The sequence below is a fragment of the Nonomuraea sp. B1E8 genome (genome assembly GCF_039871515.1).
Classification (GTDB): domain Bacteria; phylum Actinomycetota; class Actinomycetes; order Streptosporangiales; family Streptosporangiaceae; genus Nonomuraea.
On record NZ_JBDPLS010000008.1, the window covers coordinates 85,225 to 103,419 of the forward strand.

At 70.4% G+C, this 18,195-nt stretch carries 16 protein-coding genes and 1 pseudogene; 5 read left to right on the forward strand and 12 right to left on the reverse strand.

Annotated features, from left to right (window positions below; genetic code table 11):
• Positions 1 to 8: 8 nt before the first annotated feature.
• Positions 9 to 722 (forward strand): DUF6882 domain-containing protein, encoded by a 714-nt coding sequence (locus tag ABGA98_RS25705; protein ID WP_347620966.1) that lies wholly within the window; start codon positions 9 to 11, stop codon positions 720 to 722.
• A 40-nt stretch (positions 723 to 762) separates the two neighbouring features.
• Here the strand turns inward: ABGA98_RS25705 and ABGA98_RS25710 are convergent, their stop codons facing one another.
• From ABGA98_RS25710 to ABGA98_RS25725, 4 genes are all read right to left on the reverse strand, one after another.
• The gene (locus tag ABGA98_RS25710; protein WP_347620967.1) at positions 763 to 1,350 is read right to left on the reverse strand and encodes an ATP/GTP-binding protein; all 588 of its coding nucleotides are present in this window, start codon (positions 1,348 to 1,350) and stop codon (positions 763 to 765) included.
• Complete coding sequence (locus ABGA98_RS25715) at positions 1,331 to 1,672, reverse strand: DUF742 domain-containing protein (protein ID WP_132638849.1); 342 nt, start codon at positions 1,670 to 1,672, stop codon at positions 1,331 to 1,333. Before ABGA98_RS25715 ends, ABGA98_RS25710 begins: the two co-directional genes overlap by 20 nt.
• A 68-nt stretch (positions 1,673 to 1,740) precedes the next feature.
• Positions 1,741 to 2,160, reverse strand: coding sequence for a roadblock/LC7 domain-containing protein (locus ABGA98_RS25720; RefSeq protein ID WP_347620968.1), 420 nt, complete (start codon positions 2,158 to 2,160; stop codon positions 1,741 to 1,743).
• Complete coding sequence (locus ABGA98_RS25725; protein WP_347620969.1) at positions 2,157 to 4,565, reverse strand: nitrate- and nitrite sensing domain-containing protein; 2,409 nt, start codon at positions 4,563 to 4,565, stop codon at positions 2,157 to 2,159. Before ABGA98_RS25725 ends, ABGA98_RS25720 begins: the two co-directional genes overlap by 4 nt.
• A 259-nt stretch (positions 4,566 to 4,824) precedes the next feature.
• Between ABGA98_RS25725 and ABGA98_RS25730 the strand changes: the two genes are divergently transcribed.
• Positions 4,825 to 5,706 carry a terpene synthase family protein gene (locus tag ABGA98_RS25730; RefSeq protein ID WP_347620970.1) on the forward strand — a complete coding sequence of 294 codons (882 nt, stop codon included), beginning with the start codon at positions 4,825 to 4,827 and terminating at the stop codon, positions 5,704 to 5,706.
• 29 nt (positions 5,707 to 5,735) lie between these two features.
• Here the strand turns inward: ABGA98_RS25730 and ABGA98_RS25735 are convergent, their stop codons facing one another.
• Positions 5,736 to 7,271 carry a prenyltransferase/squalene oxidase repeat-containing protein gene (locus ABGA98_RS25735; RefSeq protein ID WP_347620971.1) on the reverse strand — a complete coding sequence of 512 codons (1,536 nt, stop codon included), beginning with the start codon at positions 7,269 to 7,271 and terminating at the stop codon, positions 5,736 to 5,738.
• Positions 7,268 to 8,620, reverse strand: a complete 1,353-nt coding sequence (locus tag ABGA98_RS25740) for a cytochrome P450 (RefSeq protein ID WP_347620972.1) — start codon at positions 8,618 to 8,620, stop codon at positions 7,268 to 7,270. Before ABGA98_RS25740 ends, ABGA98_RS25735 begins: the two co-directional genes overlap by 4 nt.
• 406 nt (positions 8,621 to 9,026) lie before the next feature.
• Here ABGA98_RS25740 and ABGA98_RS25745 point away from each other — a divergent pair, with 406 nt between their 5' ends.
• Both ABGA98_RS25745 and ABGA98_RS25750 read left to right on the forward strand, forming a co-directional pair.
• Positions 9,027 to 10,049 (forward strand): polyprenyl synthetase family protein, encoded by a 1,023-nt coding sequence (locus ABGA98_RS25745; protein ID WP_347620973.1) that lies wholly within the window; start codon positions 9,027 to 9,029, stop codon positions 10,047 to 10,049.
• Between the two features lie 57 nt (positions 10,050 to 10,106).
• Positions 10,107 to 11,036, forward strand: coding sequence for an aldo/keto reductase (locus tag ABGA98_RS25750; RefSeq protein ID WP_347620974.1), 930 nt, complete (start codon positions 10,107 to 10,109; stop codon positions 11,034 to 11,036).
• Positions 11,037 to 11,183: 147 nt separating this feature from the next.
• Here the strand turns inward: ABGA98_RS25750 and ABGA98_RS25755 are convergent.
• A pseudogene (locus tag ABGA98_RS25755) lies at positions 11,184 to 11,522 on the reverse strand (STAS domain-containing protein); the annotation flags it as partial.
• Positions 11,523 to 11,665: 143 nt separating this feature from the next.
• Here ABGA98_RS25755 and ABGA98_RS25760 point away from each other — a divergent pair.
• Positions 11,666 to 12,109 (forward strand): helix-turn-helix domain-containing protein, encoded by a 444-nt coding sequence (locus tag ABGA98_RS25760; protein ID WP_347620975.1) that lies wholly within the window; start codon positions 11,666 to 11,668, stop codon positions 12,107 to 12,109.
• A 45-nt stretch (positions 12,110 to 12,154) separates the two neighbouring features.
• On the opposite strand, the gene ABGA98_RS25765 is transcribed toward ABGA98_RS25760, so the two are convergent.
• The 5 genes from ABGA98_RS25765 to polX form a co-directional block, all read right to left on the reverse strand.
• Positions 12,155 to 13,318 (reverse strand): FAD-dependent oxidoreductase, encoded by a 1,164-nt coding sequence (locus tag ABGA98_RS25765; protein ID WP_347620976.1) that lies wholly within the window; start codon positions 13,316 to 13,318, stop codon positions 12,155 to 12,157.
• A gap of 56 nt (positions 13,319 to 13,374) precedes the next feature.
• Positions 13,375 to 14,943 carry an MFS transporter gene (locus ABGA98_RS25770; protein ID WP_347620977.1) on the reverse strand — a complete coding sequence of 523 codons (1,569 nt, stop codon included), beginning with the start codon at positions 14,941 to 14,943 and terminating at the stop codon, positions 13,375 to 13,377.
• A complete protein-coding gene (locus ABGA98_RS25775) occupies positions 14,940 to 15,488 on the reverse strand; it encodes a helix-turn-helix domain-containing protein (protein ID WP_347620978.1) in 549 nt (182 codons plus the stop codon). The genes ABGA98_RS25770 and ABGA98_RS25775 overlap by 4 nt, the downstream gene beginning before the upstream one ends.
• A 176-nt stretch (positions 15,489 to 15,664) precedes the next feature.
• Entirely contained in the window at positions 15,665 to 16,387 is a 723-nt protein-coding gene (locus tag ABGA98_RS25780) for a hypothetical protein (RefSeq protein WP_347620979.1), read from the reverse strand.
• Between the two features lie 115 nt (positions 16,388 to 16,502).
• Positions 16,503 to 18,182 carry a DNA polymerase/3'-5' exonuclease PolX gene (gene polX / locus ABGA98_RS25785; RefSeq protein ID WP_347620980.1) on the reverse strand — a complete coding sequence of 560 codons (1,680 nt, stop codon included), beginning with the start codon at positions 18,180 to 18,182 and terminating at the stop codon, positions 16,503 to 16,505.
• Between the last annotated feature and the right edge of the window lie 13 nt (positions 18,183 to 18,195).

An 18,195-nucleotide genomic window follows, 5' to 3' on the forward strand; every position in this document is an offset into this window, starting at 1 on the left:
TGCCCGTCGTGTCTGAATCGCCTACCTTCACGAATCTTCTCGACGACGCCGCGCTGTTCTCGTTCGAACACCAGCTGCATCTGGAGGAAGTCCTCGGAGAGCACAGCTGGAACGTCGACCTGCAGCAGCCGCGTTTCGAGTTCACCGGTGCCCGCACCCTCACCTGCACCCGCTTCCACCTGCTCGGCAGTGCCGCCCCCGGCCCGCGCTCGTGGTTGTGGGCCTGGGCCAACCCGTCGGGTTACCCGCCTGAGGTGACGGCGGCCTCGGCGGCGCTGCGCGACTTCGGCCAGCGGCACGGCCTCCCGGAGCTCGCCTCCGCGGAGGTGCCGTTCGACGCGCTGCCCGGTCCGGCGGGGGAGCCGGCCTTCGCCGCCGCGCTCCTCACGGAGGCCGCCAAGGCCGCGAGCGGCCACTGGACCTCCTACAACGGCGACGCCGGCGGCGGCACCCGGGCGGCGTTCCTCGTCGAGCACCCGGAGTTCCGGCTGCCGCCGCCCGAGCCGGCCAGGGTCATGCGGGTCCTCCAGGAGGGGATCACCGGCCTGCCCCTGACCGACCGGCGACGCGCCCTGCACGGCTACGCGGTGCGGCGAGGGCTGGGCGTCGACTGGTCCGGCGGCCAGGCGCGGCTGACGGGGCCGGGGTTCGAGGCGACGGTCGCCTTCGACGAGCACGGCCGCCTCGCCGAACTCAAGGCCACGATGTCCCGGCCCGGCTGAGCCGTGCTGCGCCGCGGGCGGCTCGGCCGCCCGCGGCCTCCTAACTGCCGACCGGTTCCGCGCGAAGCCGGGCCGAGTGCTTGACCAGGGCGATGAGCACCTCGCGGCTGGACTCGCGCTTCCTGGCGTCGCACATGATGATGGGGACCGACGGGTTGAGCTGGAGGGCCAGCCGCACCTCGTCCAGGTCGAACTTCTGCGCCCCCTCGAAGCAGTTGACCGCCACCACGAACGGCGTGCCGCGCCGCTCGAAGTAGTCGATCGAGGGGAAGCAGTCGGCCAGGCGTCTGGTGTCCGCCAGGATGACGGCGCCCAGCGAGCCCTCCGCCAGTTCGTCCCACACGAACCAGAAGCGTTCCTGCCCGGGCGTCCCGAACAGGTAGAGGACGTAGTCGTTGCCCAGGGTGATCCGGCCGAAGTCCATCGCCACGGTGGTGGTGCGCTTGGCCTCGACGGAGGTGAGGTCGTCGACGCCGATCCCGCGGTCCGTCAGCACCTCCTCGGTGCGCAGTGGCCGGGTCTCGGAGACCGCGCCGACCATCGTCGTCTTGCCCGCGCCGAAGCCGCCGGCGACCAGGATCTTGATCGCCGTCGGCAGGCGCGGACGCTCAGAGCGATCGAAGACCATCGAGCACCGCCCTGTACATCTTCATGTCGTGCATGTCCACCTCGGATTGTGGTTCCTGGGCAGAGACGAGTTCGCGGTCGAACAGGTCGCCGAGCAGCACCCGGATCGTGCCGGCCGGCAGATCGAGGTAAGCGGCTATCTCGGCGACGGACTTGGGCTCACGGCAGAGCTGCAGAATGCGCAGATGCTCCGGATCGAGCCCGGCGTCAGGACCCGGGGTCGGCCCCACGGCCAGCGCCATGGAGATCAGGTCGAACCTCCCGTGCGCGGGCTGCGTGCGGCCGCGGGTCACGACGTAGGGGCGGATGATCTCAGGATCCACCCAGTGCTCGTCCGTGGGCCCGTCAGCGCCACCCACAGGGCCACCCATAGGGCCACCCATAGGGCCACTCACCGGTCACTCCTGGCGATGGCCTCGGCGTTGCGGGCGCCGGAGGTGAGGTACTGGCCCACCCGGGCCACCAGCATCGCCATCTCGTACGCGATGAGACCGATGTCGGCGTTCTGCGCGCACAGCACGGCCAGGCAGGCGCGCTCCCCGGCGGTGGTCACGATGAGGAACTGGGACTTCCACTCCACGACCGTCTGCCGGACCGCGCCACCGGAAATGTGGTCGGAGACGCCCTTGGCCAGGCTCTGCAGCCCGGAGGCGACGGCGGACAGGTGCTCCCCGTCGGTCCGTTGCAACTCGGCGGAAGACGCCATCAGCAGGCCGTCGGAGGACAGGACGATCGCGTGGTCGGCCTCGGGGATGCGGCCGACGAGGTCGTCGAGCAACCAGTTGAGGTCGGTGCCCGAAGTGGGGGTCATGACTCACCTCCCGACTGTTCGTCCATCATCTTGGCCGCTTCGGTGCGGCCGAGACGGGTGCCGGACTGGAAGGATCCCATCATCGCGCGGATCTCCTCCGGAGAGCGCTCGTCATCGTCCTCCTCGAGGTCGGGCTGCGTGGGCGTCTCGTCCCGCAGCGCTGGTGCCAGATTGGCCTGTGGTACGCGCAATGGCAGCCCTGACGGCGTGAACTCGGCCACAGATTGCTGCTCCGGTTCGGCTGGCGTTTCTTCGGATCGTGGCTCCGGATCCTTCATCTGCTCCGGAGCCGGGGAGGGAACGGGCGTGGGCCTTGGAACTGGTCTCGGGGCTGCTCCGCCGTCAGGCGTCGCGCCCGGAGCCTGGGCGGGCGCCGGGACGGCGGGGGACGCCGGATCAGCGGCCCGCCGCGCCGACTTGAGCGCGCGCACGTTCTCGCCGGTGACCGGCCGGGTCGCGGTGGCCACGGCACTCGCCCTGCGCGGCAGCCGCTCCCGGCCACCGTTCTGCTGGGGGTCGGGCGTGGGGTCGAGCTGTACGAGCTCCTGCGGCAGCAGTACCACGACCGTGGTCCCACCGTACGGTGACGCCTTGAGCACCACCTGGATGTCGTGCCGCTTGGCGAGCTGGCTGACCACGTAGAGGCCCAGCCGGGCGGTGCCGGTGATGCGGAACTCGGGCGGGTCGGCGATGCGCTCGTTGGCGGACTCCAGGTCCTCCGGCTTCATGCCGAGCCCGCGGTCCTCGATCTCGATCACGTAGCCGTTGGCCACGAGCTGGCCGCTGACCTGCACGCTGGTGTAGGGGGGCGAGAACGACACGGCGTTCTCGATCAGCTCGGCCAGCAGGTGGATGACGTCACCGACGGCGCGGCCGATGAGCACGACGTCGCCCATCGGCATGAGCGTGACGCGGGTGTAGTCCTCGACCTCCGCCAGCGCGCCGCGGACCACGTCGACCATCGGGACGGAGCGCCGCCACGTTCGGGCGGGGGACGAGCCGGAGAGCACGATCAGGTTTTCCGCGTTGCGCCGCATGCGGATGGCGAGGTGGTCGAGCCGGAAGAGCTCCTTCAGCTCCTCGGGGTCGGTCTCGCGCCGCTCCATCACGTCGAGCACGGTGAGCTGCCGGTGCACCAGGCCCTGGGTCCTGCGGGCCAGGCTGAGCAGGATGTCACGGATGCTGCGGCGCAGCTCCGCCTGCTCGGCGGCGACGCTGACGGCGGTGCGCTGGACGGTGTTGAACGCCTGGCCCACCTGGCCGATCTCGTCGTCACCGAAGTCGAGGGCCGGGACCTCCTTGGCGAGGTCGACCTCCTCGCCGCGGCCGATGCGCTCGACGACGCCGGGCAGGCGCTCGTCGGACAGCTCGTGAGCGGCGTCGCGCAGCTTCTGCAGTTGTGCAAGCAGGTCACGCGCCGTGGTGATGGACAGGACGATCGAGGCGATGACCGCGATGAGCCCGAGACCGCCGGCGAGGACCAGCCGGACGACCACGTTGACGGCGACGGGCACGGTCCTGTCCACCACGCGGTCGCCCGCGCCGAGCACCATGGTGTTGAAGTCGGCCAGGAAGCGTTCGGTTGCGGACTTCCACTGGTCATCGGTGAACGGTACGTCCAGAGCCGTTGGGTCATGCTCCATGACCCGTGCTTCCATGTTCTGGAGCTGGACGAACGACCGGCCCTTGATCAGCTTGTCGTAGGCGGCCCTTTCTAAATCGGGCAGGTCGGTCGCGGCCTGTTCGGCGATGGTTCGCCAGGCGCCCACGGCTTGGCCGAACTGCGCCTGGTCGGCGGCGGTCAGCCGCCTCTCGGCGAGCGCGCCGGCCAGGAGCGCGTCCTCGCGGGTGAGGAGCTCTCCGGCGCGGCTCAGAGCGACGAGGGTGCGGACGTCTTTGGCGATCTCCTTGTCGTCGAGCGTCCCTATCGAGCCGTAGAGGTCGTAGACGGGGTCGATGACGTCGTTGTACGCGGTCGTCGCCTGGACGCGGCCAAGATTGCCCGCGTCGATGGCTTGGCGTATCTTCTTGAGCGAGTCGAGCTGCCCGAGCAGGTGGGCGAGCCGCTTCTCGCCCTCATCGTCCAATGCCCAGCTGACCAGCCCGGCGCTGGCCGACTCCCGGAAAGCGGCGATGAGGCGGTCGTTCTGCTTACGCTGTGTTTCGAGCTCTTTGCGGGACTGGGCGGTCTTCTCGCCCAGTCTCACGGCCGAAAGCCGACGCTCTTTTTGCAGGCCGAAGAGCACCGGATCGCTGGGGGCTGCTATCGCGGAGTCGAGTTGGGAGGTCCACAGGAGGTTTACTCCCTCACGGAGGGTGACCCACGCAGCGAAGACCCACAAGGCCGTCAAGGAGAGCAGCAGAGCCGTGATCTTGGTCCGCAGCCCCGTCTTGCGGAAACGCATTATCGTAACCACCCTGTGAATGTCATATCTCAGTGCCGGTCACCTTGCGTGCGGCAGGTTGCATGCAGTGTCGATCGCGTAACTCTAGCGCACTGGCAAAGCACCTCTCAAGCAACATTAATCACATATGTCCGAACTTCTCCGCGTATAGTCAAGGTTGTAACAAAAGGGGTCAGAAATCGGAATCCTGATTCCGAACCACGCGCAGTGCCCAGCCCTCGGTATCCCCTGTGGCTGGGAGTACCTGTTAGGAGCCGTCATGAGCCCTTCGCCGTCCCTCCCTGACGAGCTTTCGTCCGGTGAGCTGTCCGCCCGCGCAGCGGAATGTGCCCGTGACCTCCGCCACACTGCCGCGAGTCACCCCGAACTCTTCGACACCGGTGAATTCGCCGAAACTCCTGGTCAGGTCGCGGACATGATGGTCTATGGCACACCGCGCCATGGTCCGGACGTGTTGCGGAGTCCCTCCCGGCTGGCGTTGTGGATCTTCCCGCTCGACGCGGCCATCGACCGTGATGCGACACAGCGGTCCCAGGTACGGGCCATCGTCGAGGAGTGCAAGGACGTCATCGCCGGCGACGACCCGCATACGCCCCTGGCCCGGCTACTCGCTCACATCCGCGATGACCTGGCTCACGCGCCCGCGTTCGGTCGTCTGGGACCGGCATGGCGCACCGAGTTGGCCACGATGCTCGATGCGATGGAGCGGGAATGGGAGTGGAAGACCGCGGCCCGGCAGACCGCCGCCGCGCCCACCCTGGGGGAATATCTGGGTAATGCGGCGAACTTCGGCTCCACGTGTGTCGGAGTGGCCCGTTTGATCAGCACGGATGAGCCGGAAGCCACTCGCGAGCACCTGCCGGCGATCATCGACGCCGCCAATGCAACCCAACGGGTCATGCGCCTGGTCAACGACCTGCGCACCTTCGAACGCGACCGCCAATGGACGGACCTGAACGCGCGAATGCTGGGGCTCGACGAGCACGCTCTGCTGGAACTGATCACCGAAGAGCGTAAGGCCTGTGACCTGGTGCTGGACCGGCTCGCGCAGTCCTGCCCGGGCGTGGCCGGAGATCTTCGCCACCAGATGATGGCCACCTGGGGCTTCTACTTCAACGGCAGTGATTTCTGGACCGTCTGAGCCGGGGTGGTCGCGGATCCCGCCGCTCATCAGGAGTCGTACCGGGCCTGCCGGATGAGGTGCGACGAGGCGATCACCGCAGCGCGGGTAACGGCGAGCGGAACGTACAAGTCCTTGTCGTGCCAGAGCGGAGGATGATCGTCGCCGGTCGAGCGAACCAGGTATTCGTGACCCCGATCCGCCGCACGCATGCGCCGCGGATCCGTGCGGTCCCGGGATAGCAGCAGGATCTGCACAGCGTACGCGGTCTCCTCGGCCGTGCCCTCCCAGCGGCCCCAGGAGCCGTCCGGCCGCTGAGTCCTCAGCGTCCACTCGGCCGCCGCGCGCACCGCCTCCCGCGAGACGTCTCCGCCGAAGTCATCGAGCGCCAGCACGCAGCTGGCGGTGGCGTAGTACGGTGACGCGTGCCACCGGTCCGTCCAGCTCCCGTCCGGCTGCTGGCGATCGCGGATCCAGGCGGCGAGTTCGGCGATGGCCTCGTCGTAGCGCGGTGCGGCGGCCGGCCGGCGGCGGACGTACTCACCGAAGGCGTCCAGCACGTGCGCGTTGACGCTGACCGACACGCCCTGCTCACCAGGCCAGGTGGAGAAGTGGGTGCCGGAGCGGAACCCCCACAGGCTGTCCGGTTCGTGCGGCGCGCCGAGCAGTGCCAGGGCGTACAGCGCCACCGATGTCGTGTCGGCGTCGGCGGGCAGCCCGGATCCCGCGGGCGTGCCGGCAGGACCTATGGCCGCCCTGATGTCGGTCACCATCTCCGGCGGCACGTCGACGGGCACGCCCGCCCGGAGCAGCCAGCTCAGCACCCAGCCTCGTTCGAACACGGTGATGGGGAAACCGACGGGTACGGGCCCGCCGTGTAAGCGGACCACCGCCTCCAGATGCCCGCGGGTCGACTCGTGCGCGTCGCGTCCCCCGTGCTCTCCCAACCAGGCGGCGGTCGCCGCGGGCGAGGCGCCGACGCTGCCAATGGGCGTGGGCCGGATGCCGGGCGCTCCGGCGGCATCTTCGGCTGCGATCTCCAGGGCGTGGAGCAGCTTCTCCGGCACCTCCGCGCCGGACCTGACCCACGACCGGACGGCGTGGAGGGTGTCGTAGCTCATGGCCTTGGGCAATGGCATCGGCGCCCGGCCCGGTAAGCCCTCGATGTGCTGGTTGATGCGGGCGACGAGGGAGGGGACGATGTGCTCGATCGCCGGCATGTCGGGGAGTTCGAGCGGGCTGCTCAGCCAGGTGGCGAGCACCCGCAGGCCGCGGTCCGCCGCGTCGGCGAGGCGTTCGCGGTCCGTGTCCCGGTCCCCGCGCGTCAGCGCGGAAAGGATCCCCTCGGTGGCGCTCAGGGTCGGCACCACGCCGTACCCGTCGGGGGCGCCCCAGGCGCCGTCCTGCCGCTGCGTGCGGATCAGGTAGTCGATGCGTTCCAGGTGGCCGGTCAGCCAGGGGGCGAGGGCGACCAGCCGCCCGGTCTCGTAGACCGAAGGGGAAACCTGCCCCCACGGTCTGAGCATGAGGCTCGCGACGAGGTCGCCCGCTTCCGTGGTGATGTCCGCTGCTTCGCCGATGCTCACGCCGCGAGATTCCGTTCGATCGGGTGCAGCTGGAGGAAGAGCTTCTCCTTGGGCCGCAAGGTGGCTCCCCCCAGTACGGGCGTCAGCTTCTGCGGGTAGGGCAGCGCCGGCCGGTACCTGGTGAACAGGTTGGCGATCAACAGAGATGCCTCGATGTAGAACAGGTGCTGTCCGAGGCAGACGTGCGGGCCCGCGCCGAAGGGGATGAACGAGTAGCGGTGCCGGCTTCCGGTCTTCTCGTTGGCCCAGCGCTCGGGATCGAACTCCGTCGGCCGGGGCCAGAACTCCTCCAGCCGGTGGGTGGCGTACGGGCTGATCAGCACCTGCGAGCCGGCCTTGATCCGGACGCCGCCGATCTCCGTGTCCGCCACGGTCTGACGCGGGACGACCCAGGCACTCGGGTAGATCCGCACGACCTCCTGCAGGACCATACGGATATACGGCATCTCGGCGACGTGCGACGGCCGCACCGGGCCCCCGCCTACCACACGGTCGATCTCCTCCTGCAGCCGGGCGTTCACCTCCGGGTGGTCGTGTAGCACGCTCCACAGCCACATCAGCGACATCGCCGTGTTCTCCGAGGCGGCGCCGTAGACGTTCACCAGATCGTCGCGGATCTGCCGCAGGTCGGCCTTGCCCCCCTGCTCGAGCCTGGCCGTGAGCAGCGCCGAGACGACGTCCTTGCCCTCGGCGTTCTCGCGCTGCGCCCGCTCGATGAGGGGGACGACGATCTCGTGGATCTTCTTCGTGGATCGCAGGAAGGCGCGGTCGCCCGGGACCCTGATCGAGTACGGCGCGGAGGGGAAGAGCATGCGGAAGCCGATCGAGCTGGCGCACGTGGCGAACTCGGGCGCCAGCCGTTCGGCGGTGTCACGGGTGATCCGGCCGCCGAACAGCAGTTGGATGACGGCCTGGTTGACGATCGAGGTCATCTGGTGCTCGACGTCGATCGGGCGGCCCGTCTGCGCGAAGTCGTCGAGCTCGACAATGCGCTCGGCGATGATGTCGGCCATGTCCTCAGCGAGCGAGGCCGTATAGCGAGCGGTGAAAAGCGGCTGGAGGATCTTCCGGGCGGATGCCCATGCCTCGCCCTCGCCCATGATGCTCTGACCGATCAGACGCTGCAGCGGCTGCCAGAACATGCCCGCGCGCACGAAGTTGGTCCAGTCCGTCTTGAGCACTTGCTGGACGTGGTCCGGATGCGAAATCAGGTAAGGGCGGAAGGGGCCGAGATCGAGCCGGACGACCCGCCCGGCGGCGTCGGTGGCCATTCGGGCCAGTTCGGTGACCGGGTCTTTCACCAGCCGGGGGATGGCCCGGTAGAAGGGAACGACTTGGGGTCTGATCACGGATGTCCCCGTGGCATGCGGCATGGCGGCGATCCAGACTCGAAGGTGATATTCAACTAGAAGTCGTGCTGTGTAACAGTTCAGTGCACGTTGTCCGACTGCCGTGTGAAGAGCGGTGTATGATCACGATCGGGGAAAGTGGAGTGGTGGCCTGTGCTTCTTTGCGGCTCGACCGGCAGGTCCACCGCGTACCTGCACAGTGCCTTCCGGCTGACCGCTGTCGTCCACGGTGAGCCGAAGGTGTCGACCAGTTTCAGCGAGTGGAAGAGGCCGTCTCGGAGCGGCATCGCGGACCTTCATCGCCTACATCTCATGACAGATATTTCCTGACAAAAGTTACTCTTCGGATGGATTATCACACGATCATCCGTGTAGTTTCAAGATCATGCTGAGGTAGGAGCGCCACATGGAATCTGGCCACCTGGCCATCGACCGGCCCGGCGGCGAGGCGATCGAACGCTGTCGGCGGTTGCTCGATCCCGCGCTCCGCCAGGCTGTCTCCTTGCTGCACCCCTGGGGTGCCAGGATGGCCGAATTCACACTTGGGTGGTCGGACGTGGACGGGCGCCCATCCGATGGTGACGGTGGCAAGAGCCTGCGGCCCGCGTTCGCCATGCTGAGCGCCGAGGCGGTCGGGGGGGACGCCGAGTCTGCGCTGCCGGCCGCGGTGGCGGTGGAGCTGGTGCACGCCTTCTCGCTGGTGCACGACGACATCATCGACCACGACGAGCGGCGCAGGCACCGCGAGGCGCTCTGGAAGGCGTACGGCGTGGGGCCCGCCCTGCTCGCCGGCGACGCGCTCCTGGCCCTCGCCGTCGGCCAGCTCGCCGCGCGGCCCGAGGCGATCCCCTACCTGTCGGCCGCCCTGGTCGAACTGGTCCAGGGCCAGACGGCCGACATGGCCTTCGAGAACCGCCCGTGGCGCGGGCCGGACGAGGTCACGGTCGCCGAGTACACCGAGATGGCCGCCGGCAAGACAGGCAGCCTGCTGGGGGCCGCCGCGGCCACGGGCGTGGCGCTGGGCGGCGCGCCCGAGCTCGCGGACCGCCTGTGGGACATGGGGCGCGACCTCGGGGTGGCGTTCCAGATCGTGGACGACATGCTTGGCATCTGGGGTGACCCTGACGTGACGGGCAAACCCGTGCACAGCGACCTGCGGCGTGCGAAGAAAACGTTACCGGTGCTGGTCGCCCTGGCCGCCGACGTCCCGGCCGCCCGCGAGTTGTCCGCGCTCCTGTCGGCGGGAGATCTGGACGAGGACTCCCTGCGGCACGCCGCCGACCTCGTGGAGGAGGCCGGCGGCCGCGACGCCGCCCGCTCCCAGGCGGACCGCTACATGTCGTCCGCGCTGGAGGTGGTCGACCGGCACCTGCCGGACGCCGAGGAACTGCGCGCGGTGTGCGACTCCCTGGTCAACCGTGTCCACTGAACGGCCGGGACCGGGGGTCGCGGCGAGCCGTCCCGGGCGAGTGCGGATAATGGCGGGATGAGATCGCTCGGCACTACCGGATTGTCCGTTTTTCCCCTGTCGCTCGGTGCCAATGTGTTCGGCTGGACGGCCGACAAGGCGACCTCGTTCGCGATCCTGGACGCCTACGTCGCGGGCGGCGGCAACTTCATCGACACCGCCGACGTCTACCCGTCCTGGGAGACCGGCGAGTCCACCTCGGAGACGATCATCGGTGAGTGGCTGGCCGCCCGCGGCAACCGCGAGTCCATCGTGCTCGCCACCAAGGTCGGCATGCTGGAAGGCCTGCGCGGGCTCGCCCCCGCGACCATCCGCACGGCGGTCGAGGGCTCGTTGCGGCGGCTCCGTACCGACTACATCGACCTCTACTGGGCACACGTGGACGACCAGGACACGCCGCTGGCGGAGTCGCTGGCGGCGTTCGACGCCTTGGTCCGCGAGGGCAAGGTGCGCCACGTCGGGGCGTCCAACTACGGGGCGGCCCGGCTCGCCGAGGCCCTCGCGATCTCCGACGCCGAAGGCCTGGCCAGGTACGCGGCCCTGCAGCAGCCGTACAACCTGGTCGAGCGCGCCTACGAGGGCGAGCTGAGGGACGTGGTGACCGGGGAAGGGCTGGCCACCACACCGTACTTCGGGCTGGCACGCGGCTTCCTGACCGGCAAGTACGCGCCCGGGGTCCAGGTCGACAGCCCCCGGGCGGGGAAGGCCTCCGCGTACCTGGCGACGGCACACGGGCCGCGGACGCTGGAGGCGCTGGGCAAGGTGGCGGCCGACCGGGACGTCGCACCGGCCACGGTGGCCCTGGCCTGGGTCGCCGCCCAGCCGACGATCACGGCGACGATCGCGAGCGCGCGCAACATCGAGCAGTTGGAGACGCTGATGGAGAGCGCGTCGCTCACGCTCAGCGCCGGCGAACTGGCCCTCCTCGACGAGGCCTCCCGCCCCTGACCCCGCACGATCCGTTCAGGACGGCCCGCCCCTCGCGCGCGCCTGCCGCCGTACGGGCGGCGCCCGCGTTCAGGCCAGGCCGTGCCGGCGGCACCACTCCTCGACGCTCTCGCCCCCGCGCTCCACCGCGCGCACCCAGTGCGCGTCGGCCGCGACCGCGTCAAGGACGGTGTCGTGGATCGGGAACACGGCGGTGAGGCCGGTGATCGTGAAGATGCGTACGATCCGGTCCGTGCCCATCACGAGGGCGAGTGACCCCTCATGGGAGCGCAGCCGCTTGAGCGCGCCCACGAGCACCCCCAGACCGGTCGAGTCGAGGAACTCCACGCCGCTGAGATCGACCACGACATGGACGACCCCCTTGGCCACGAGGTCGAGCACCTGCTCGCGCAGCCGTGGCGCGGTGAAGACGTCGATCTCTCCGGCCACCCTGACGGCGGCGCAGTCGCCGGTCGGCCCGCAGACCTCTAACTCGATCTCTCGCATCCGGAACCCCTCAGCTCACTCAGTCGCGTCATTCGTGGTGATGACGGGGGAAACTGTACGTTGACACTATGCGGTGAGCGGCATCCGCGTCAATAAAGAGCTTTCGGCGTCATTGTGCACGATGACAGGAGTGGGGGGATGGGATGCGCGTCGAGGAGGCCATCGGGTCGCAGATCGCACACCTGCGGGCGGAGCGGCGGATGTCGCTGACCGAACTGGGTGAGGCGCTGGGCCGCTACCTGGACCGGCCGTGGAGCCGGCAGGCCGTCCACCAGGCCGAGCGCGGGCAGCGGGCGTTCACGGCCGCCGAGCTGACCGCCCTCGCGCTGGCTCTCGACACGTCGGTCCCGGCGCTGTTCCGCGCCGAAGACGACCGGATCGAGCTGCCGGGCGGGGCGGTCTCGCCCGAGGAATACCGCGGCATCCTGCTGAACAGGGAGCGGAACACGCCCCTGGACGGAGTCGAGGAGCTGATCATCGCGTTGCACGACATCGGGGAGGTGCTCTCCCGTCCCGCCCTCGTCCGCCTGGCGCGCATCGGCGAGGTGGCCGACCAGGTCGCCGGCCCAGAGCCGCACCAGCCCTGACCCTCACCCCGCCGGCCCCGGCAGGCCACCCGAAGGGGTCGTGGTTCATCGGGCGGCGTGGCCGGTGACGTGCAGCGCGCGCAGGGCGCCCTCGGCGGCCATGATCGCGCTGTTGATGGAGATCTCGCCGCGCATGCCGGGCGCGGCCACCATGTCGCCCGCCAGGAACACGCCGTGGCCCCGGTCGATCGCCGGACGGTCGCGCCAGGTCTGACCGGGCAGGTCGAGCGCGCCCGTACGGTGCCTGGCCGTGCCGGAGCGCTGCCAGGTGACGCGCTCGCGCCAGCCGGGCACCGCCAGGTCGGCCAGCGCCCGCACCCGCCGGGCCGCCTCCGCCCTGGTCTCGTCGTGCCGTACCGGCATGTCCATCTGGAACAGGGTCTCCCCCTCGGGGGCGGCCGTGGGATCCTGCAGGGAATAGCTCTCGTGGAAGCCGCCGCCGTCGAGGTCGAAGCAGATGAAGCGGTCGCCGCGCGCCGAGCGTACGGCCAGGTCGAACAGCACGACGTTGCCGCTCTGCCCGTGGAGGCTGTCGTCGCCGAGCAGTCTCCGGGCCGAGGACAGTTCGGTCGCCACGATGGTGGGCTCGCCCGGTAGGTCGTGCACGCGGGAGCCGAGCTCGACGTGTACGCCGAGTTCGCGGGCGCGGGCGGCGAGCCGGTCGATCACCGCCTGCCAGCCGCCGACCACCCAGCGGACCGTCGGTACGCGGAAGGCGAACACCCGGCGCAGCAGCTCCCACACGAACGCGGCCGACAAACGTCCCGTGTCGGCGTCGTACGTCACCACGCTGATCGCGTTGGCGGCCGCCCTGGCCGTGTCCTCGCCGTACCGGGTGGAGGCCCACGTGTGGAAGTCCACGTCCACCGGCGCCGTGCGGGGGCCCGTCGCCATCATCCGCACGAAACCGGGCGGCGGCAGCCGCCGCAGCCGGCCATCGCGTACGAACCCCAACCTGGAATCACGCACCGCCGGCCGGCCCAGCGCCCCGACCAGGCCCCGCTCCCGCAACCACGTCCAGTGCGGGCCGTCGGCGTAGAAGACATGAGGACCCTCATGCGCCAGGTAGGGGCCGCCGGTCGCCCGCCCTCGCCCGCCGAGCCGCTGGTGCGCCTCGTGCAGCGTCACCTCCGCACCCGCCTCCGCGCAGACGATGGCCGCCACCAGACCGGCCAGCCCGCCTCCGACCACCACGATCTTCTTCGTCACCACTTTCCCCTTCCTTCTCACCCCACAAGAAGGAACGAGGCGCCGCCGATGTGACATCACCCGCTCGGCGTGCTGTCGCGCCTCCCCTCCTCCGCGCGGAGCGCGAGCTCGTGAGCATCGAAGGAGCCCACAGGGCGCAGGCGGCTCGGCGTGAGCAGCCACACCGCGACCGTGCCGGCCAGCAGCAGAACCGCTCCCGCCCCACCGGCCGGCACCATCGACTCGGTGAACGCCGCCCGCGCCTGCTCCGCCAGCGTCCCGCCCGCCGCCCCGAGGCCCTGGGCCACGTCGAGCGCCGCACCCAGCGACTCGCGTACGCCCTCCCCGCCGGGCCCCTCGTACGCCAGCTCGCTCCGGTAGGCCGCGGCCGCGACGCTGCCCAGGACGGCCACGCCGAGCGCCCCGCCGACCTCGTAACTGGTCTGCTCGATGGCCGCCGCGCTGCCCGCCTTGGCCGCCGGCGTGCCCGACATGATGACCGAGGACGCGGTCGCGAGGGCGCCGTTGCCGACGCCGATGAGCACCAGGGCGCACGCGACCGGCCAGTAGGTCAGCGGCCCGGGGGCGGCGAACAACAGCAGGAACCCCAGCCCGGTGAGGCCCAGCCCGCCCGCCAGCACCGCCCGCGCGCCGACCAGGGCCGCCACCCCGGGGGCCAGCGGCGAGGCGACGATCGCGGCCAGCGCGGCGGGCAGCAGGCGCACGCCCGTCTCCAGCGGGGAATAGCCCTGGACGAGCTGCATCCACTGCGCCAGCAGCAGCAACACCGCCGCCATCGCGATCGACGTGGTCAGCGCCGTCACCACGCCGGCCGAGAACGGGCCGCTGCGGAACAACCTGATCTCCAGCAGCGGATCGGGCCTGCGCAGGCACCGCGCCACGAACCAGCCCAGCGTCACCGCCGCCACCACGGTCGCCGCCAGGGCGGCGGGGGAGCCCAGGCCGTACTTGCCGAAGTCCTTCACGGCGAACACCAGAGCCACCATGCCCGCCATCGACAACACCGTGGCGAGCGCGTCCCATCGGCCGGGTGCCGGGTTCCTGGACTCCGGCAGCAGGAACAGCCCGGCCGCGATCGCGGCCGCCATGATGGGCACGTTCACCAGGAACGCCGAACGCCAGCTGAAGTGCTCCAGCAACAACCCGGCCAGGATCGGCCCCAGCGCCGCCCCGACCGCGGCCATCGCCGCCCAGACGCCGAGCGCCCTGGCGCGTTCCGCCGGGTCGGTGAACATGTTACGGATCATCGACAGCGTCGACGGCATGATCATCGCGCCGCCCACCCCGAGCAACGCCCGTACGGCGATCACCTGCAGCGGGCTGCCGGCGGCCAGCACCGCCAGCGAGGCCAGCCCGAACACCGCGAACCCGGCCAGCAGCATGCGCTTGCGCCCCCACCGGTCGCCGAGCGCGCTCACCGTGACCAGCAGCCCTGACAACACCAGCGCGTACGCGTCCACCATCCACAGCAGCTCGATCGAGCCCGGCCGCAGGTCCGCGGACATGGCCGGGAGCGCGACGTTGAGCACGGTCATGTCCATGACCACGAGCAGCACGCTGGCCGAGAGCACGGCCAGGCCCAGCCGGTGCCTCCTGGCGGAGACCGGCGACGCGTTCGCCGTCATGACTCCTCCCGCCGGGCCGCGCCGTCCTGAAACGTGGTGAGCAGCAGCCGGGGCACGTCCCGGCGTGCGACGTCGCCGCGGCGCAGGCTCTCGCGCACGGCCACGAGCAGGCCGTACACCGTGCTGCTGATCCACCGGGCGGGCAGGTCGGCGCGGAGCAGCCCCGCGCGCTGCGCCGCGGCGTAGAAGGCGATCTCGCGCTCCTCCAGCTCGTCGGAGCGGCGCTTCAGCTCGGGATCGACCAGCATGGCGTAGTCGGTCAGGCCGAACCCGTAGGCGTCGGCCACCGCGATCAGCCCGCCCAGCATGGCCTCCAGCGCCTTGCCGATCACCTCGCGATCCCCGGAGGCGGTCGCGTCGACCAGGCCGCTGCGCTCCTGAACCTGTTCCCACTGCTCGTGCGCACGATGGCCGAGGGCGAGCATCAGCTCCTCCCGGCTGCTGAACTGCCGGTGCAGCGTGGCCCTGCTGATCCCGGCCGCCTCGGCGAGCTGCGCCATGGAGGCGAGCGGGTTGTCGTTGAGGTGCTGGATCGCCGCACTCATGATCTGCTCCCGGCTCATCGCCATCGCGCACCGCTATCGTATGAGACGCCGCGAGCGGTGAAAGAGCCTCCTTGACCGCACCGCCTGGCATGCGTCGTCGGCTCCCCTGCGCGGAACGGTCCGTCGACGGCAGGCTGGCACGTGGCGGCGTGGGGCGCCCCGACGGGCAAGCGGCGCTAGCCCGGGAACGGCTCCCCGGCGTTGAGACGCTCGATCAGGGTCGTTAACGCGGCCCGGCCGCCGTGGTCGCGCAACCAGCGGCTCACCTGGCAGGCGGACTTCGCGTACGTGCCGGCGTCGCGGCTCGCGGCGGCCAGCCACTCCTCCAGCGTGACGGGCAGAGGGCCGGTGGGCTCGATCAGGCAGCGATCCCCAGCGGACGCGGGAGCCAGGTAGCGGGCGTCGCCGGAGACCACCACGGCCAGGCCCTCGTCGAACCACTGCGGCATCTCGGCCCCGGAGGAGAGCCGGGCGTGCAACTCGACGTGGGCCATCTCGTGGGAGGCGATCACCGCGTTCACCCCGCGAGGGGAGAGCATCACCGACCGGTTGAGCACCGCCACACCGCGCTCCTTGCCCCCGCCGATGCGCGCGTAGCAGTCTTCCGTCAGGCAGATGAGCAGGTCGGGGGCGCTCACCGGAGCACCGTAGAAGGCGGCGACCCGCCGGCGTGCCTGCTCGGCCACCTGCTTCACCCGGGACCGCTCGGCGTCCCCAAGATCGGGCTCCGTGTAGATGCCCTCCTCCACCTCGGTCAGGCCGTAACAACCCGGGCACGTCGTCGCGGCCATGGAGGGATAGGCGAGCGCGACACCGGCGACGGCCGCGATCAGCAGCGCGGCGACAGCGGCGAGAACGCGCGCCGCCAGCTTGCGCGCCTTCTTCCTCGGGGAACCCATCGCGTCCTCCTCCTCGGGGTGGCCGGGCCGGCGAGGACACTCTTCCGCATTCCCGGCCGCCGCACATCCACCCGGAGTCGGTCAACCCGTGGGAGGAGACCGGCCGCGGAGGAGGTCAACGCCCCAGGAAGGACAGAAGGCGGTCGAGGGGCCAGGCGTTGATGACGTCGTCGGTGGTCAACCACGCCCGCTGCGCGATCCCCACCCCGAACCGCTGGTTGGCGAGGTGCGGGATCGCGTGCGAGTCGCTGTCGATCGAGAACCTGACCCCATGGTGCCTGGCCAGCCGCACCAGGTCGGCCGGCAGGTCGGACCGGTCGGGGTAGGAGTCGATCTCCATGGCGGTGCCGGTGCGGGCGGCCGCGCGGAAGACGGCGTCCCAGTCGGCGTCGACAGGCGGGCGCTTGCCGATCTTCCTGGTCGTCGGGTGGCCGATGATGTCGACGTACGGATTCTCGCAGGCGGCGATGAAGCGGCGCGTCATCTCGTCGCGCGGCATCCCGAAGTGGGAGTGCACCGAGGCGACGCACACGTCGAACCCGCGCAGGATCTCCGCCGGCCAGTCGACCGACCCGTCGGGCGCGATATTGAGCTCGGTGCCGTGCAGCAGCCGCATGCCGGGATGCCGGCGCTGCAGCTCGGCCACCTGGCCCCGCTGCTCCAGCGCCTTGTCCAGGGTCATCCGCTGCATCGCCAGGTCGGGAGCGTGGTCGGTGACCGCGTAGTAGGAGTAGCCGCGGGCGCGGCCGGCCGCCACCATGTCGTCCAGCGAGGCGATGCCGTCGGTCAGGTCGGTGTGGGTGTGCAGGTCGCCCTTGAGGTCGGTGAGCTGGACCAGGGTGGGCAGCTCACCGCGGAGCGCCGCCTTGACCTCGCCGCCGTCCTCCCGCAGCGGCGGTGGCACGAACTGCATGCCGAGCGCGTCGTAGATGTCCTCCTCGGACGCGGCGGCGATCACCCGGTCGCCCTCGAACAGCCCGTATTCGGACAGCTTCCAGCCCTTCTTCACCGCCATCTCCCTGATGGCGACGTTGTGCTCCTTGGAGCCGGTGAAGTATTGCATCGCCGCACCCCACGACCCGGCCGGCACCACCCGCAGGTCGACCTGGACCCCGGACGTGGTGCGGACCGAGGTCTTCTTTTCGCCCGCCGCGATCACCTCGGCGACGTAGGGCTGGGCGCGGAAGGCGGCCATGACGGACTCGGGCGCGACGGCGAGGATGTCGATGTCGCCGATCGTGTCCTTCATCCGCCGCAGCGAGCCCGCGTAGGCGATGCGCTCGGCCTCCAGCGAGGCCATCACCTGCTCGGCCAGCGACATGGCGACCCCGATGTGCACCCGGCGGCCCGACTGCTCAAGCTGCTCGACGCCCTTGCGGAGATTGGCCAGCGTCTTGGGACCCAGCCCCTTGACCCCGTCGAGCCGCCCGGCGGTGATCGCCTCGCCCAGCGCCGCGGGCGAGTCGATGCCGAAGTCCTCGAACAGCATGATGGCCGTCTTCGGCCCCAGCGTCGGCACCCGGGTCAGCCTGCGCACGCCCTCGGGCACCCGGCCGCGCAGGTCGTCGAGCTGCCGGAAGCTCCCGCGCCGCAGGAACTCCTCCATCTTCTTCGCGATCGCCTCGCCCACCCCGGGAACGGCGCGCACGTCGGCGACCGAGATGTCCTCGGGGAACCCCGCGATCGCCTTGGCCGCCTTCTGGTAGCTCCGCACCCGGAAGGCGTCTCCGCCGCAGAGCGCGAACAGCTCCGCGTATTCCTGCAGCGCCGCCGCCGCATCCTCATTCGCCCGCATGGAACCAACCCTA

What these genes read in the sequence shown, in the direction of transcription:
- polX (WP_347620980.1), bottom strand. Translation starts at nt 18,182, where the DNA reads ATGCGGGCGAATGAGGATGCGGCGGCGGCGCTGCAGGAATACGCGGAG.
- ABGA98_RS25780 (WP_347620979.1), bottom strand. Translation starts at nt 16,387, where the DNA reads ATGGGTTCCCCGAGGAAGAAGGCGCGCAAGCTGGCGGCGCGCGTTCTC.
- ABGA98_RS25745 (WP_347620973.1), top strand. Translation starts at nt 9,027, where the DNA reads ATGGAATCTGGCCACCTGGCCATCGACCGGCCCGGCGGCGAGGCGATC.
- ABGA98_RS25720 (WP_347620968.1), bottom strand. Translation starts at nt 2,160, where the DNA reads ATGACCCCCACTTCGGGCACCGACCTCAACTGGTTGCTCGACGACCTC.
- ABGA98_RS25725 (WP_347620969.1), bottom strand. Translation starts at nt 4,565, where the DNA reads ATGCGTTTCCGCAAGACGGGGCTGCGGACCAAGATCACGGCTCTGCTG.
- ABGA98_RS25775 (WP_347620978.1), bottom strand. Translation starts at nt 15,488, where the DNA reads ATGAGTGCGGCGATCCAGCACCTCAACGACAACCCGCTCGCCTCCATG.
- ABGA98_RS25760 (WP_347620975.1), top strand. Translation starts at nt 11,666, where the DNA reads ATGCGCGTCGAGGAGGCCATCGGGTCGCAGATCGCACACCTGCGGGCG.
- ABGA98_RS25730 (WP_347620970.1), top strand. Translation starts at nt 4,825, where the DNA reads ATGAGCCCTTCGCCGTCCCTCCCTGACGAGCTTTCGTCCGGTGAGCTG.
- ABGA98_RS25750 (WP_347620974.1), top strand. Translation starts at nt 10,107, where the DNA reads ATGAGATCGCTCGGCACTACCGGATTGTCCGTTTTTCCCCTGTCGCTC.
- ABGA98_RS25710 (WP_347620967.1), bottom strand. Translation starts at nt 1,350, where the DNA reads ATGGTCTTCGATCGCTCTGAGCGTCCGCGCCTGCCGACGGCGATCAAG.
- ABGA98_RS25770 (WP_347620977.1), bottom strand. Translation starts at nt 14,943, where the DNA reads ATGACGGCGAACGCGTCGCCGGTCTCCGCCAGGAGGCACCGGCTGGGC.